We start from the raw sequence: 16159 nt of genomic DNA on the forward strand, positions 1-16159 counted from the left end.
GTTAATATGAACATATTTGCAAGATTTCTGACGATGTTTAGCAAAATTTAGCCATTTTAAGACCACTAAATGTATTCATGTTCTAATTGATGACATGCCCCAGATACTAATACTTATCAGGCTATAGTACTAGCGCGATAATGCATGCGCTTGCTCAATAATATCAAACCCTGCATTGAGCTGAGCGCGTGTCGGTGCATGACCACAGCGTAATAGCTCGGAGAAGGCAACCAACTCTTTATCACGTCCAAGCGTACTTGCTGCACTAGCCCGTGTATCCTCGCCTTCCTCATCGAAGTAGTATTCGATATAATCATGCGTATCTGGCGTACCAAATAGGATATTGTGATCTGGTGTCTCGGCATGACCGCTATAGCGTAGGCTCTTGCCATATTGCATGGTCCAAAAGAACGGAATACGCGCCTCTAATGAATCAATACTGTCATCATTTAGGATTTTAGTTGCTGTGACCATGCCATGCTGCAGCGCCACGCGCCAATGCTCGATACGCATGCGACCCATTTGGTTGCTAGCTTTTGCAATATCACCCAGCGCATAGACGCCATCGCGCAGCTGTAGATGCGCATCGACTTGTACACCATCTGGATCGTTAACTTCACGCAATATCTCTGTACGTGGAGACACGCCAGTACCCAATATCACGATATCAGCATCAATGTGTTCACCACTCGCTAGAGTGATACCGCCTACATTTGAGAAAGCCTGGTTATTGTTATCTCCATCATTGTCCACTTGACGGTCAACCTTAGTAATTTCATTGACGGTTGCATCAAACACAAAATTGACGCCCTTCTCTTCATGCAACTTAATTAAAGCGTTACTCACCGTTTCAGAGACAATATTGCTCATCACACGGCTACCTTGCCCAATCACTGTAATAGAAGCTGTCGTGCCGGCTTGCGCTAATGCCGAAGCGGTCTCCATACCGATAAAACCTGTACCGATAATCACCACACGCTGGTCATGACTGGCTGCTTTAATTAATTTGGCATCACTCATGCTACGTAGCGTGTATACGCCATCCATCTCAGCACCTGTAATAGGTGGTAAGTTTGGTTTAGCGCCAGTGGCGACAACCAAGAAGTCTGCAGTTTGTCGTTCGCTGTTGCCATCATTATCCTCTATAACGACGGTCGCTTCATTGGGTAGCACTTCGCTAACCGTTTGGTTAAGGCGTAACTCAACATTGTTGTTATCCGCCCAGTCAGCACCGCCCAAGAGCAGCTTATTCTCGTCCATCTTGCCTGCCAAAAACGCTTTGGATAATAAAGGTCGGTTGTAAGGAGCTTTATCATCTTTACTAATCAACGTAATCTTGCCGCCATAGCCACCCTGACGCAACTGGTCGGCCGTCATAAATCCTGCACCGCCACCACCAACGATAATAGTATGGGTGTCAGTTAATTTGTCATTTTTGACCTGCCCCGTTACCTGAGTTGAGGTATCGACTGTCAAATTATCACCATCATAAGTCAGCTCATACTGGGTCAAACCTTTTGTCGCTATCGGCTCTAATAGTGAGCCATCGCGACTATCAAAAGTCGCATGATGCCAAGGACAAACTACCCGATTACCACAGCGTAATCCATTACCTAAGTCTGCACCCGCATGTGGGCATTTGCCATCGAATGCACGGAACTCATCGTCATCGCGAGTGATTAAAATGATACTATCGTCTTCTTGCTTATATGATTTCATGCCACCGCTTGGGATATCCGCTTTACTAATGGTGACTGTGTTGATCGTTGCGTCGGTCATAATGCTTCCTTAACAGTTATAATGATGTCTAATGACAGCAGGTTGAAAATGACCGTAACCAACCAGACAAATTCAACTTATCCTATTATTTTTAATATGCTATGCATTGATAGTAGCAAGCGCGCCGCGCACACGATGTTTTTTTGTATGTTCGCTGCGTTGCAAAACGTAATTATGCGACTTTGCTTTCTGCACTCTTTTTACTTCTAATCATTATTAATAAACAAAATAAAAGACGACCTTATGACTTCTCAAGACAACCAAAACCAAATCACTACTACTTCTCAAGATAGTTTAGATAGCCAAGCTGCTACTCTTGATTCAACAGCTGTTGCCCAAAATGGCAATGAACAAAAAGCTAATGACCAAACAGCTAGTGAGCAAATTGACCTAGCACATATTGATATCGCCGCTATTACAGACACTGCAAATTTGCCACAGCCAAGTTTACAGCCAATACAGCAAGCGACTTATAAAGCCAATACGACTGACTTTATCGTTAATGAGCTATTGCCGTTAGACTTCACTGGTGAAGGTGAGCATTTATGGTTGCATATCGAAAAATCAGGCATAAATACTGCTTATCTGGCGAAACTACTGTCAGAGTGGGCAGACATTCCATTGCGTGACGTCGGCTACTCAGGGTTGAAAGACCGTCACGCGTTGACGACTCAGTGGTTTAGCCTTCGCATACCAAAAAAACAATTACCACCTACTGAGTTTGCACCAGTGGACATTGGCGAAAATGAGACTGTCACTATCCTTGCGCAGCACTGGCACAATAAAAAACTCAATCGCGGTACGCACCGTGCCAATCAGTTTGTTATTACTTTACGTGATATCCAGTTTGCGAGCGCTAGTGACGAAAATGTTGATGACGGAAGTAACGCATCACCCGAGCAACTACTATCTGCAAAAGAGGCCGTCGAGCAGCACTTAACGCGCATTGGTGAAAATGGTGTACCCAATTATTTTGGTCCACAGCGTTTTGGTCGTCAGGGTAACAACGTCAGAGAAGCTTTATCACTGTTTGCTCGTCCGCCGCGAGAGCCGCGCCCACAACCAAAAAAGAGCAAACGTAAGCGTGCCCCGCGCGAGCAAAATACGATGGAATTGTCTGCTGCACGTAGCTTGATATTTAATGAGATATTGGCAGCGCGAGTACGTGATGGTAGCTGGAACACTGGCCTAGCAGGTGAAGTGTTTAATTTGGATGGTTCAGGATCAATATTCACTAGTGAGACACTAGATGATACGTTGCATGCTCGTCTTGACAGTGGCGATATTCATCCAACTGCCGTGCTATGGGGCACGGGTAACGATAAAGTCACCGGTAGCGCTGCAGATTTAGAGACCGAGGTAGTACAACACAGCCCCCTACTCATGCAACTGGCAACTGGATTAGAGCAGCGCGATATTAAGGCGCAAAGACGAGCGCTACGTCTACCGATTGAGGCGTTAAGCTGGGAATGGTCGGACGATCAGACGCTGGTATTAAACTTTACTTTGACTACGGGTAGCTTTGCCACAAGTGTGCTCGCAAGTTTAGTGCAGGAATTAGAGTCTTGATTGGATTAAATCGAAGCCTCAATTGGACCAATCAATAGAATATCAGCCATACCGATAATACTTACACAGTCTTAGTGGCATGGCTGATCGTTAATAAATTAATGGCTAGCGGCTCTTATAAAGCGATTGCTTCCCGCCTTCTTTTTTAGCCCACATTTCATTTGCACTGACAACTTGATTGCGACCACGGTGCTTGGCTTCATATAAGGCCTTATCCGCGGTACTAATCAGACGCTGACAGATATCACTAGGCAACTTTTGCATTGAGGCTATTTGGTTTTCCGCGCGCTGAGTAGCAATTGGCTTGATAAGAGGTGACGTTCGAGCAACGGTCTTTTGCTGTGTGATCGTTTTGTAGCCTTGCGCGATACAATCTCGCTCTTCATGAGTTAAAGTATATAACCCAAAGCTTGCTGTCACATTAAAGTCAGCCAGACCTTCAATCTTCATGACATGCTCAGCAATATTTAGCCGTAATTGCTCAGCTATCATCATAGCACTATCGTGCTTCGTATCTGGTAGTACAATTAAAAACTCTTCGCCGCCGTAGCGACTGATGATTGTCTTATCTGTCAATGATTGCGATAGTGTCTGTGAGATTTCAATCAGAACCTGATCACCTACATCGTGTCCATAATTATCGTTAATCTGTTTGAACCAGTCCAAATCTAACAGCATGACGCTTAAGTCTTGATATTCTCGCACAGTAGCCAAGGCATACTTCATCTTTTTCAGACCGTAGCGACGATTTTTAAGCTGAGTAAGCTCGTCCTGATTTGCATGTCGTAAGGTCTCAAATCGACTATCATCTAATACCAACAGTAAGGCACGGAACATATAGACTATAAAAATTGCTTTCGGCAGCGCTAAATATAAGTGCGTCGACCGCCAAAAAAATGCGGATGATCGCTGTAGCTCGCTGATACTATCCCAATTTAAGACGTTGTTTTCAAAAGCTAACGCAGCCACCGCATTTTCAGCAGCCATGATCTCGTTGTAAGTTAGATAGTTATGACTCTCAAGCATGGGGTGAATGACGGTCAACTGGCGTAAATTAGGCAGACTGATACCAAAGTAAGGTGACATAATCGCTAATAGCATCAAGATAATATGCAGCCAAAACATACGCCAAGCATAGCGGCGCTTAATCAGCATCATGCCAAGCATAGCGCCGCCGACGAGCGATACGCCTGCAAACAGACTGCTATACCCTATCATCACAATAACAGTAGAAATGTAGGCGGTGTAAACCAAAACCAAAGCTATCTGCCATCGGCTTAAGACAATGTCGTTGTCATTGCTTGAATGAAATAAGCCTTTTACCATGGACAAAAAAAACAGTCCAACAAAGCTAATCCCAAGCCATAATGGATATAGATAATGTATATTTACATAGGTGTTTAATGCATCTTGCTGCCACCAGACATACAAGCACCAGAACCAATGCAATGACACTTCTAACACGATAAATAAGGCCATCAGCGATGTTCGGTCAGCAGCCTGCCACTCAAAAATCATTTGAGAGATTTTGTTGTAACCTAGATGGGATATCGATACAGCCATAGAAGGGTTACCGCAGAGAGTATAAATACATTAAAAAGTATAAATGCGTTGAATAGATAAGTGCTAAAATCAAAGCCAAAGCATATTGTTCGCTCTGAAATTTCCACATCAAGTGTTACAAGTTCTGGTCTTATTATCAATCTATTTTACGCATTTATTTCCCAATAATTTCTCTATGAATGCAATTTTGTTTACTTACCCATTTTTAGCCTTATTGATCATGATAAATAAGGCCCTGTCGCTATTGGAAGTAACCTTATTAGAAGTAACTGTAAAAAGTTCAATCTTACTCACTAAGCAAGCGTTGCAAAAGATTCCCAAACCCCTTGCTGATCATCATTTAAAGTAGGAACATCGCCCAAACGTCGCCAAGGCATGTTGCTACCGTGAAAATCACTACCGATAGATGCCGCAAGACCATGCTCAGCAAGGCTACGGTCGACCATTCTGCGGGTACTAATCGGCTCACTAGTGGCTGGTAGCTCACAAGCATCGCCGCCAAGCTGCGCAAACTCTTCAATCAGTTTACGCACGCGTGTCGCTGATAGTTGATATCGCGTGGGATGTGCGAGCACCGCTTTGCCGCCGCAAGCGTGAATCAGCTCGATACCATGCTGCATCGTCAATGCCTCGATTGCTACATAAGCAGGTTTGTTATCTGCTAGGTACTTATCAAAGGCTTTTTGAACGGTTTTGACTTCACCGCGCTCAAACAATACCTGTCCAATATGGGCGCGCCCGACTGCTTGAGGGTTACCGCCTGCTTTATCGAGCACTGCTTGCCATAGCTCATCATAATTAATATCTAATAATTCACTCAATTTTTCAGCGATACGCTGACCACGAGTGGCTCGACTGTCCTGTAGTTGCTGCAGCGTTGCGTGCATTTTTTCGCGATCAGTAAAGTCCAATCCAAGTACGTGAATAATTTTATTAGTGGATTTATTCTTTCCGTAACCACCGCTTAATGTATGCTCACAGCTGATTTCAACGCCATTAATAATCTGCATATCGCAGGCACTGGCAGCGTCTCTCGCCTCGTCAATTCCTGCCAGCGTGTCATGGTCAGTCAATGCCAATACGTTGATGCCCGCTGCATGGGCACGCTGTATAACCTCGGTCGGTGCGTAGGTACCATCTGAACAAGTACTGTGGCAATGTAAGTCAATTTTCATAAGCTGAGCCTTAAAGTATTAAATAAAATAGAAGTAGAATAAAAGCTAGTGAGCAGACAGTCATTGTTACGATTATGAGTATTGTGATTTGTCTTGCTGATTCTGTAGATTTAGCAGTTATCGGTGCTGTATTTGTGTTTATATTTGGCCAGTGACATGGTCATCAGCCGCAATAAGAAAGTATTACTCTGTAGGTCGCGTATATCGCATGATTATCGTGTTGATTGCTTTTTTTTGGTGCGGTAGACGTGTAAACTACCCCATACGTTTTTGTTGGACATACCCTTTGCTATGAAAGCATTATTAGACTTTATTCCCTTAATTGCCTTTTTTATCGCGGCGCGTTATAACGGTATTTTAGCAGCGGCAGGGGCTTTGCTCGTCGCCACTATTATCGTTTACGCCATTCATTTTATTCGTCAAAAAGGTAAGTTTGATAAGCAGCAATGGGTTGTCTTATTATTAACGATTTTATTCTGCGGCGGCACATTACTGCTGCGTGATGATATTTATTTGCGCTGGAAGTCGCCTATTATCAATGGTATTTTTGCATTGACGCTATTCGTCAGTGCCGCTATTAATAAGCCATTGATGCAGCTTGCTATGAAAGAGGTATTTACCCTGACGCTTAGCGGCTGGAAAAAGCTGACCGTTGCTTGGGCGCTGTTTTTTGCCCTAATGGCTGTACTACATTATATCACAGCGTTCACAATGTCAGATGAAGCATGGATCAACTTTAAGACCTATGGCTGGATTCCGATTATGCTGGTGTTTGTCGTAGCTCAATTTGCCGTGTTGAAAAAGCATCTCAACCCTGCCCTAACAGACAAAGCCACGAAATAATTTCTGTTACCTTGTCATAGCAGCAATCACATTGTCGCTATGACGTTTATACTAAGCCCACATAAGCTCATCATTACTTTTTTATTATTCACTAAGGAAGTCTCATGTCTTTATTTGCCATCATTGGTCATGACGTGGCTAATAGCAGTGCACAACGTCTGATCACTCGTACTGAACATATTGAACGCTTAAAAGCGCTACACCAAGAGGGACGCCTCGTTATCGCAGGTCCAACGCCTATCGAGCATGGAAAAAGTGATATGTCTGGCAGCTTAATCATTGCAGATTTTGACTCTATCGAAGCGGCTCAAGCATGGGCAAACGATGAGCCTTACTTACGTGATGGCGTGTATAGTCATGTCGATATCAAACCATTTGTTCAAGCATTGCCAGCACCAACTGACAGTAATGATCAAGTAGCTGCATCGTGATCCAGAGAGTCTCTTTTTCACCTGCCTGTTGCTACAAAAGTGCCCTGATTGGTCTCATGTTAGTGACAGCCGTTTCGGCGCAGGCTGCACCTGCTGCGCCCATAACACCTGCTGTCGATGCAACCGATCCGACAGCAGTGCTGCCGTTGACTGGGCCAGTAGCGGCGCGCGCTTTGCCAACGAAAAACTCAGCGCTAGATATCAATGATACCTTGGCGGCACAGTTGCAACCATCTACTAAAGCATTGTCAGCTGCCAATCAAGAATTACTTAGCCGCAATGCACAATTACAGCGTCAAGTGAACGACTTGCAGACTCAAGTAAATGTCTTGGTCTACGAAAGTAAAGGACAGTTATTTCTATACGGTGCGTTTACCGTTCTGATCAGTCTATTAGTCGGTATTTTTGTCTCGTGGTTAGTATTTGTCCGTCGTGAGCGCTGGTAGCATATGCTGTGCTCGCACTGACTTGCATTACTCTACTTCGCTGCGTCTAACCAAATGTCGATATCATTGATCTGTCACTGCTGATCGTTGAGCTACCGTTCCTGATATTTCTAAGAAGTGCCTCATGTCTACCGCTAATCATCAAAACCCTGAACACTTAAACGTTATCACACCTGCCAAGATTGACTGGCAAACGGATGATACTGGCAATATGGTGCCAGTATCAGGTGAGTTTGGAGATGTGTATTTTTCTCATGCGGATGGTTTGGCAGAGACCCGTCACGTGTTTCTAGAGCACAATCAGTTATCAGAACGTTTAGCACACCTTGCACCAAAGCAATGCTTTACGATTGCTGAGCTAGGCTTCGGAACTGGGCTTAATCTACTAGCGACGTGGCAATTGTGGCGACAATTACGTGAAACCAATCCGCAATTAGCAACGGCTCGCCTGCACTTTATTACTACTGAAAAGTTCCCTATACCGCTAGCGGATTTGACGCAGATACTTGCTTTATGGGGTGAGCGCGCACCGGAGCTAATGGCATTTATTGAGCCACTTTTGGCTGCATATCCGCCCCTGGTTGCAGGCTGTCATCGTTTAAGTTTTTCTTATGATAACTTAACCGTCGATATGTGGCTTGGTGATGCAGCAGAAAGTCTAAGCAAACTGGCATTAGACCATTCTAACCAGCATACGCCTTATATTAATACTTGGTTTTTAGATGGTTTTGCGCCTTCTTGCAATAGTACGTTGTGGGCTGATAGTATCTTTGCACAAATGCAGCGCCTATCACGCCTTCATACTACTGCCGCTACTTATAGCTGTGCAGGTATCGTCAAGCGCGGACTAAGAGAGCATGGCTTTCAAATTAAGAAAGTCAGAGGTTTTGGTCGAAAGCGAGAAATGCTAACGGCCACTATGGCTAATGCAGAAAGTAGTGACCTTACTAGCGATAATAAAAGTTGTGATAATAAAAGCCACGAGGCAAAGCAGCAAACAACTTATAGCACATTCGGTCACACTGTCGTTATTGGTGCAGGTGTGTCAGGGTTGCTCACAGCTTGGTCGCTTGCCAATCGTGGTATTACCGTCACCTTATTAGATAAATCAGCGCCCTTAACGGGTGCATCAGGCAATCCTAGAGCGTTACTTGCGCCCAAAATGACGCCACTTCACCATGTTGATGAGCATCTGCATACCATCGGTTATCTCCATAGCAGCAGGCTATATCAAGAGCTTAATCAAACAGCCGTACAGCTTAATACAGCACCGGTACTTGAACCGACTGGTGCACTTGATTTACTAATAAAAGCCAATATCGGTACAGAAAAAATTGCCGACTATCCTGACGAGATGGCGACCACCCTATCGCATGAGCAAGCACAGATTACTAGCGGCCTAAAAGAGCAAGATTTATCAGAGAACTTGTACTTACCTCAGTCTGGTCTGATCAATCCACAAGCATTAAAAGACATCATACTGACTCATCCGCTCATTCACTTCCAGCAGTTAGAAGTGAATAAAATTAACGAAACTGAGCAGCAAGTTCGTATCGAAGGTATCGATGGAAACCGTAATACTGTCACTATGACTGCTGGTAATATCGTCATTTGTGCGGCTTTTGAAAGTCATCAATTGGATCAGCGTGTTTTTGATTGCCGTAAAATTCGTGGGCAGCTGTCTTGGTTTACGCCTACGGTTGAGCAACTTGCAAAACTGCCTAAAATACCACTTAAATATAGTGGTTACTGTGCGCCATTCACTGCCCAAACAGATGACGGACAATTAAACGATGTTACAGAGTACAGCCCTCAGTTTCTACTAGGGGCAAGCTTTATACGTAATGATACGGACACGGATATCCGTGAGGAAGAGCATCAAATTAGCCGAGACAAGCTCATCAATGCTATTCCTGAAATGGCATCTATCATTCCGGCAGATACGAGTCTATGGCAGGGCCGAGCTGGCATTCGCACCCAAACACCTGATTACCACCCTATCGTTGGACAATTGGCAAACAGTCAGCGGATATGGACAATGAGTGCGATGGGCGCAAAAGGTTATGCATTGGCACCTATTTGTGCTGAAGCATTAGCAGATATGATGCTAGGGTCATTCGCACCACTGTCAGAGACGATGCTCGCACGCTTATCACCCAATCGTACACGTTTACAGACGCCGCTTGTTTAAGAATAAATGGCTCTTGTGTAAATAACAGCAACGATTTCCATAGTTCATACTGTCTTATGATATCTTAATTTGATGTCGACTCGAATAATGAGATATACCCCATGAGCTATCACCAAACCACCCTTACTCTACCCGCCTATGCACGCGGCATTCATATCATTACTCCGAAGGTTGAAGAAGCTATTTCTCAGCTGTTACCTCATTCTGATAAGGTAGGGTTGGTTCATCTGTTTTTGCTGCATACGTCAGCCAGTCTTGCAATCAATGAAAATGCTGATCCAGATGTCAGAATAGATACAGAGGATTGGCTCAATAAAATCGCACCAGAAGATCAGCCAGAGTATCGCCATACCTTAGAAGGCTCAGACGACTTGCCAGCGCATCTCAAAAGTATGATGTTTGGAGTAAGCTTGACTATACCGCTTGTCGATGGTGAGTTAGGACTGGGCATGTGGCAAGGTATTTACTTATGTGAGCATAGAAACCTGCAAGAATATGGTGGGCAGCGTAAGCTGGTGATTACGGTCAATACGTAATAATATACTGTCAATAAATAGCAGATTGACCCTTGCCAATTGCTACATCTACGTAGAGCGCCATTAACGGATAAAGCTGATTATGAATACTTCTCTCTCAAAAAAACTAAACTTAAGACAATCCAAACTGCTTTATCGTACGGCTGCTACTATTTTCTTCAGTCTGTTGCTACTGACTGCTTGTCAAAAAGATCCAGAACCTGAAGCAACTGATACAACTACAGCTGAGACCTCAACGCAAACCACGCCAGTAACGACCAATATCAACGTTGATGAATCTGAAAATAGCAATGCAGATGATGCTCAAAATGTAGCGCAGACCGATACTGATTCAGAACGTGATATGAGCTTAACAGAGTTAAATAAAGCTCTGAGTGATACTACGTCCACCGCAAATGATAGCGCTGAAAAACCTAATCCAGAACAAGCTATTAAAGGCGCACAAATCACTGATGTCCGTTATAAAAGTGCAGTAGGTGAGAGTTTGTCGGTGGTCTTTGAGACGTCGGCAGCTGGTATGCTTAACGCTATCATTACTCGTCCCAATCAACCAAAAATGACATTGAGCGCACCAGAAGGCCAAGGCAATAATCCTACCTATCAATCAGCTGACGGTAGTATCCAACTAGTCAGTCATGCTGGTGGCGGTACTATCGACCTTATCCGAAACAATAAAGTGACTAGCTTTGATGCCGTCAGTGCTGAAGCAGAAGTCATCACTGAATAAAACCTAATCAGCTTTCTGTCTCAACACTCTATTTAAAACCATAAAAAAGGCGGCAAACGTTATTATCGTTGCCGCCTTTTTCGTTTCTGCGTATTGCTCTGTACTGACTTGTCTCTACTGAGCTGTCTAATGAGTGATGAGTGATTGTATTTAACCAAACCCAGTCGATTGCCCAAACATCCCGACCAACCAGCTTATCACTGTCCACAGCCCCCAACCGACAAATACAATGACCATCAGTCCAAGAAAATCAGGGATATGCAAATATAGCCAAGCAACGATTGGATTACGCCAAAAAAACCCAAAGCGGCTTTGCTGCTGCTTGTCTTCTAATGACTGGTGCAAAAACGGTCGATCCATATGCATGGTTTCGGTAATACCATACTCATGGTGTAGATGCTCGTGCACGATACCCAGTGTCTTACGGCTAGGACGAATAAAAATATCTAATAGCGTACCAATGCCAGGTACGATACCAACGACCATATCAATAAGTGCCAATCTAACCGCTGGCGTCATTTTATGAGCGGGCACACCTAACTGACGTCCTAATATAAATGCATAACTGGTCAATGCCAATCCTGCTAAATCTCCTGCTAGTGGAATGGTTGAAAGCGCCGCATCCGCACCCATTCCTTGCTTGGTAAAAGGCACTCGCACTAGCGAATCCATGGTGTTAGCAAATTTTGCCAGTTTACGCTCAGTTGCGATAACTTGCTCACGAGTCAGCCCATGTTCGGCAAGTTTAGCTTGATAGTCCATAACTGACACAGTTGTATCAGACGGTTTCTTTGATTTGAACCTCGGCAATTTATCGAACTTATCCATTTAGCGTCGTCCATATACAAGTAACTGCGATGAGCGCAAAGACATAGCGCCCTACCCAGATATTGGCCAAGAACGCCTGAAAGCAAGCCGAAGGATTGCGGCTGGCACAAGCGCTGTTTTGTTTGGCAAACATCATCGCAACTAGCGCCAATCCAAATACCGGCGTTACGCCTAATGTGGTCGGAGCAAAGTAATGCCACATAACTACGCCCATCATTAGCAAAAATAGCATCTGTAATATCGAGATAATAATCACGTCATAACGACCGAATAAGATCGCTGTTGATTTCACGCCAATCTTTAAGTCATCCTCGCGGTCAGCCATAGCGTACTGGGTATCATAGGCCACTGTCCAACACATATAAGCTAAGAATAGCAGCCAACACCAGATATCGGGAGCGCCTTGCACCGCCACATAAGACATCGGTATCGCCCACCCAAAAGCAGCTGCTAAAAATAATTGCGGCAGGTGCGTATAGCGTTTCATAAATGGATAAATAAACGCCAATACAACAGCACCAAGCGACCAATAGAACACAGCTATAGGTAGGAAAAATAGCAGACTAGCACTTAACAGCACCAGTACTAAAAATGCAGCGACGGCTTCTTTACCAGATAAGCGTCCATCTGCTAATGGGCGACCTTTAGTGCGAGTCACATGACCATCTACTTTACGATCCGCAAAGTCATTAATCGCACAACCAGCCGCTCGCATAAATATTGCACCAAGGGCAAATATCGCGAACACCTTGATACTTGGCAACGCTGCCGTCATTCCTTGCTGCTGCGCTTGACCCATTGCAGCGAGTAGTACGCCCCAAAGCGTTGGCCATAAGAGCAGCTCAATGCCGACTGGCTTATCAAAACGGGTTAGCTGGATGTAGGCTTGTAGCTTGTCTTTAAATGTCATGGCTTTTTATTATCGTTAATTGGATACTTTTTTATGTGCGCTTATATATTTCGCTCAGAACAACTAAATTAATTTTTGAAGGGGCTGGTTGCTTAGTTTTAATAGACTAACCACTAAGTTTAATGGTCTGGCTACTGAATTTGTTGCCATAATTTATTTGCTTCGGTCAGTGATAGCTCAGGATATTGCTTGCGTAATGCATTCAGCGCTAGGACTTTGTCTTTTTTGGCTGCTTGTTGACGTAAAAATACTAGCTGCTCTTGTGGATTGCTCAGCTCTTTTAACCGTGCCTCAAGCCGAAGAATGCGAGTACGCAGCATGATATTAATCAACAGTAAAACTGCACCCATAACCCAAATGATTAACGCTGACATTCCTTGCTCCTAAATCCATTAATTCTGAACACATAAGCTGATTAATTGCGTACATTTATAATCGTACATTCTTTACCGCAAACAGCAGCTATCAGACAAAATACCCATCAAAGCGTACGGCTTCATTATGCCAGCTTTCACTAGCTGGCTCATCAGCAAGCAGCGGTGCAAACTGTGGACGCTTTACGATCACGCGACCTTGGCCTTGCATACTTTGTTTAACAACAGCCTGCGCACTACTTAGCAGCTGTCGCTCTTCATCTGATGTTGGTGGACGAGCCAGTTGGTGCAGTGCTTGCATATGCTTACCGACTTTTGCCCCTTTGCCTGTCTTGCTATCTTCATAGCTATCCTCTGGAAACATCGGATCCAAATAGACGACATCGATTGCAATAGCGTTATCGGCTACGGTACCAGCCTCTAGATTCGCAAAATAACTGAGTGCATCAGCATTGATAATATGTAGACGGCTCATGAGCTTTTGCCAATTGGGTAGCGCACTCATACGCTGCTGCTCTACAAGTAACAGCAATGCCATCAATGGCTGCTGCTCAAGCATAGTGACTTGGGCACCAGTACTGGCCAATATCAAACTATCATGCCCAAAGCCAGCAGTTGCATCAATAACATGACTATCTGATGTGATTTTGGCCGCTTGTAATAGCAGCTCAGACTTACGGCCAGCACTCACTACACGGCGCTGCAACTTGTCCCACTCAGGTGCCACACTGAGCCCATCACTTAACCATGATAGCTTGTCTTTATCATCTAATAATAAAATAGGCTGAGTAGATGCTTGGCTCAACTGCTGACGACGCTTTTGAGTTAACTTCTCTGTAGCGACCTCGATATCTAAGATAATTGGTAATGTATGCTCAGCTATCAATGACTGTAAACGCTCAACCTGTGCTTGCTGGCTGTTATCGACGTAGAATAACTGACAATGTACAACAGCACCTGTCTCGTCATACGTTTGGGGCACATCGGTCATAACCATCATCCTATCTGCTGCTTGTTTTCACTATGAATTACTGCCGTGTTAAATCATAACGCAAATCTAGCCAGCCATTTGATAACCAAAGCCCCAAGCGGCGACCAACACGATAACACCCGTGATAATGCGCAACCAAGCAAAGATAGTAAAGTCGCGGCGACTTACCCATGCCACGAGCAAGCGGATACAGAGTAACGCCACTACAAATGATACGATGGTTCCGATACCTAGCACCAGCCAGTCTTCACTGTTGGTCAGTACGTCACCATGTTTGACTAAGTCCAACAGTGCCGCGCCTACAATGACAGGAATACCCAAAAAGAAAGAAAACTCAGCAGAAGCCTTACGTGAGACACCTAACCACAACGCACCAATAATAGTAGCGCCCGAACGTGATGTCCCTGGTATAAGAGCTAAACATTGAAACAAACCAATCATCAACGCAGTTTTTATGCTGACATCTTCTGCTTCTTCTGCAATGACCGTTTTAGGACGCTTTTCCACATAAAATATCAGCAGACCGCCGATGATGAGCATAATGGCAACGACGATAGGATTAAACAAATAAGCTTTGATTTCATCGGCAAAGGTAAAACCAACAATCATCACAGGGATAGTAGAGACAATCAGACTCAGTCCCAGCTGTCTAGGATTGGTCATGCCCTCTGCTTTGCCAGTCAGCAAACCCATCAACGCTTGCCACAATCTACCCCAATAGTCATAAATCACTGCCAAAATAGCGCCAAGCTGCACAACAACAACAAATAAATCGACTTTTTCTTTAGTCCAGAAACCCATCACATCTGCTGATAAAATCAAATATCCCGTACTAGAGATGGGTAAAAACTCAGTGATACCTTCAACGATACCCATGATGACAGCTTGAACGAATAAAACTATATCCACAGTGACTTTCCTAGAAACAGACTGGCCTGAAAAAACTGGCCTAAAAACAGACCGATTGGCTGTCCTATATTAACGTTGATTTCATATTGATATGCGCTTGCTAAACACTAAAAAGCTGGCTGCAAAAAACATATTTATAAAGCTATGCTTTGCCTTGCTCTTTAAGTGTTTTCCAAGCTTGATTACGTAGATATTTTGGCAATGCCTGCGATGCTTCCGTACCACCATCATTTGCAAACTGAGCAATACCAAGCTGCCCAATGACAACCGCATCTGGCCAAACATCTTCATGGCAGTCTTGCTGATCATGTCGTGCCAACAGCGTTGCGCCATTACCCGCAATAGGCAGGTTGAGCTCTGTTTGGCTATCATAATCTAATAGCTGCTCTGTACTATCAGTACCATCAGCCAATACTGGCTGCATAATGCTTTGACCTAATTGGTCGTCAGTTACCAACTCATACTGCCCAAAGTAGACTTGCTGCATACGAGCATCAAGGGCGCTGTATAGATGTGTCAGCCCATACTTCTGATACGCGCATTGTGCGATTGCTTGCAGGCTTGAGACGCCAACACAAGGCAAATCATGCGCTACAGACAGAGCCTGTACCACTGCCGTATTGATGCGGATACCACTAAACGCACCCGGCCCGCGATTGAATATCAAAGCCTGTATATCAGCAAGACGTAACTGCGCCTCGGATAATGCAGCATCAATCATGGGTAAAATCTGCTGAGTCTGCTGACGCTTTCCTGTTTCGGTATGGCTCGATAGTACCTGTCCACTCGAATCTAAAATCGCGATCGAACACTGGTCGAACACGGTATCCATTGCTAAAAACATCACAACCTCGGCTTTTACTTTTGGCGTTCTAAATTGATTTGTC

16 protein-coding genes are annotated in these 16159 nt (G+C 44.3%); 7 read left to right on the forward strand and 9 right to left on the reverse strand.

Going from position 1 to position 16159, the window contains the following annotated elements; translation table 11 throughout:
• Window positions 1–129: 129 nt before the first annotated feature.
• On the reverse strand, window positions 130–1779 hold the full coding sequence (locus CXF61_RS07245; RefSeq protein WP_227526623.1) for an FAD-dependent oxidoreductase: 1650 nt from the start codon (window positions 1777–1779) through the stop codon (window positions 130–132).
• 243 nt (window positions 1780–2022) lie between these two features.
• Between CXF61_RS07245 and truD the strand changes: the two genes are divergently transcribed.
• Window positions 2023–3348, forward strand: a complete 1326-nt coding sequence (gene truD / locus CXF61_RS07250; RefSeq protein ID WP_165597714.1) for a tRNA pseudouridine(13) synthase TruD — start codon at window positions 2023–2025, stop codon at window positions 3346–3348.
• 105 nt (window positions 3349–3453) lie between these two features.
• Here truD and CXF61_RS07255 read toward each other — a convergent pair whose 3' ends face one another.
• Both CXF61_RS07255 and CXF61_RS07260 read right to left on the reverse strand, forming a co-directional pair.
• Complete coding sequence (locus tag CXF61_RS07255) at window positions 3454–4911, reverse strand: GGDEF domain-containing protein (protein WP_165597715.1); 1458 nt, start codon at window positions 4909–4911, stop codon at window positions 3454–3456.
• A gap of 293 nt (window positions 4912–5204) precedes the next feature.
• Complete coding sequence (locus tag CXF61_RS07260) at window positions 5205–6086, reverse strand: PHP domain-containing protein (RefSeq protein WP_165597716.1); 882 nt, start codon at window positions 6084–6086, stop codon at window positions 5205–5207.
• Between the two features lie 291 nt (window positions 6087–6377).
• On the opposite strand from CXF61_RS07260, the gene ispZ reads away from it, so the two are divergent.
• From ispZ to CXF61_RS07290, 6 genes are all read left to right on the forward strand, one after another.
• A complete protein-coding gene (gene ispZ / locus CXF61_RS07265) occupies window positions 6378–6929 on the forward strand; it encodes a septation protein IspZ (RefSeq protein ID WP_101205812.1) in 552 nt (183 codons plus the stop codon).
• Window positions 6930–7033: 104 nt separating this feature from the next.
• Window positions 7034–7360, forward strand: coding sequence for a YciI family protein (locus CXF61_RS07270; protein ID WP_102091917.1), 327 nt, complete (start codon window positions 7034–7036; stop codon window positions 7358–7360).
• 56 nt (window positions 7361–7416) lie between these two features.
• Window positions 7417–7806, forward strand: coding sequence for an SH3 domain-containing protein (locus CXF61_RS07275; protein WP_102091916.1), 390 nt, complete (start codon window positions 7417–7419; stop codon window positions 7804–7806).
• Window positions 7807–7930: 124 nt separating this feature from the next.
• Entirely contained in the window at window positions 7931–9997 is a 2067-nt protein-coding gene (gene mnmC / locus CXF61_RS07280) for an FAD-dependent 5-carboxymethylaminomethyl-2-thiouridine(34) oxidoreductase MnmC1 (RefSeq protein WP_165597717.1), read from the forward strand.
• A gap of 101 nt (window positions 9998–10098) precedes the next feature.
• Entirely contained in the window at window positions 10099–10533 is a 435-nt protein-coding gene (locus CXF61_RS07285) for a secondary thiamine-phosphate synthase enzyme YjbQ (protein WP_165597718.1), read from the forward strand.
• A gap of 82 nt (window positions 10534–10615) precedes the next feature.
• Entirely contained in the window at window positions 10616–11260 is a 645-nt protein-coding gene (locus CXF61_RS07290; protein ID WP_193834200.1) for a hypothetical protein, read from the forward strand.
• A 150-nt stretch (window positions 11261–11410) separates the two neighbouring features.
• Here CXF61_RS07290 and CXF61_RS07295 read toward each other — a convergent pair whose 3' ends face one another.
• The 6 genes from CXF61_RS07295 to tsaB form a co-directional block, all read right to left on the reverse strand.
• Window positions 11411–12022 carry a DUF4112 domain-containing protein gene (locus tag CXF61_RS07295; protein WP_227526625.1) on the reverse strand — a complete coding sequence of 204 codons (612 nt, stop codon included), beginning with the start codon at window positions 12020–12022 and terminating at the stop codon, window positions 11411–11413.
• Between the two features lie 58 nt (window positions 12023–12080).
• Window positions 12081–12998 carry a 4-hydroxybenzoate octaprenyltransferase gene (gene ubiA / locus CXF61_RS07300; protein ID WP_165597720.1) on the reverse strand — a complete coding sequence of 306 codons (918 nt, stop codon included), beginning with the start codon at window positions 12996–12998 and terminating at the stop codon, window positions 12081–12083.
• Between the two features lie 131 nt (window positions 12999–13129).
• Entirely contained in the window at window positions 13130–13372 is a 243-nt protein-coding gene (locus CXF61_RS07305; protein WP_165597721.1) for a hypothetical protein, read from the reverse strand.
• Window positions 13373–13463: 91 nt separating this feature from the next.
• Window positions 13464–14363, reverse strand: a complete 900-nt coding sequence (locus CXF61_RS07310; protein WP_165597722.1) for a class I SAM-dependent methyltransferase — start codon at window positions 14361–14363, stop codon at window positions 13464–13466.
• Window positions 14364–14429: 66 nt separating this feature from the next.
• Complete coding sequence (locus tag CXF61_RS07315) at window positions 14430–15272, reverse strand: undecaprenyl-diphosphate phosphatase (RefSeq protein WP_165597723.1); 843 nt, start codon at window positions 15270–15272, stop codon at window positions 14430–14432.
• Between the two features lie 142 nt (window positions 15273–15414).
• Window positions 15415–16116 (reverse strand): tRNA (adenosine(37)-N6)-threonylcarbamoyltransferase complex dimerization subunit type 1 TsaB, encoded by a 702-nt coding sequence (tsaB, locus tag CXF61_RS07320; protein ID WP_165597732.1) that lies wholly within the window; start codon window positions 16114–16116, stop codon window positions 15415–15417.
• Window positions 16117–16159: the final 43 nt, after the last annotated feature.

The organism is Psychrobacter sp. 4Dc (genome assembly GCF_002836715.1).
Lineage (GTDB): Bacteria > Pseudomonadota > Gammaproteobacteria > Pseudomonadales > Moraxellaceae > Psychrobacter.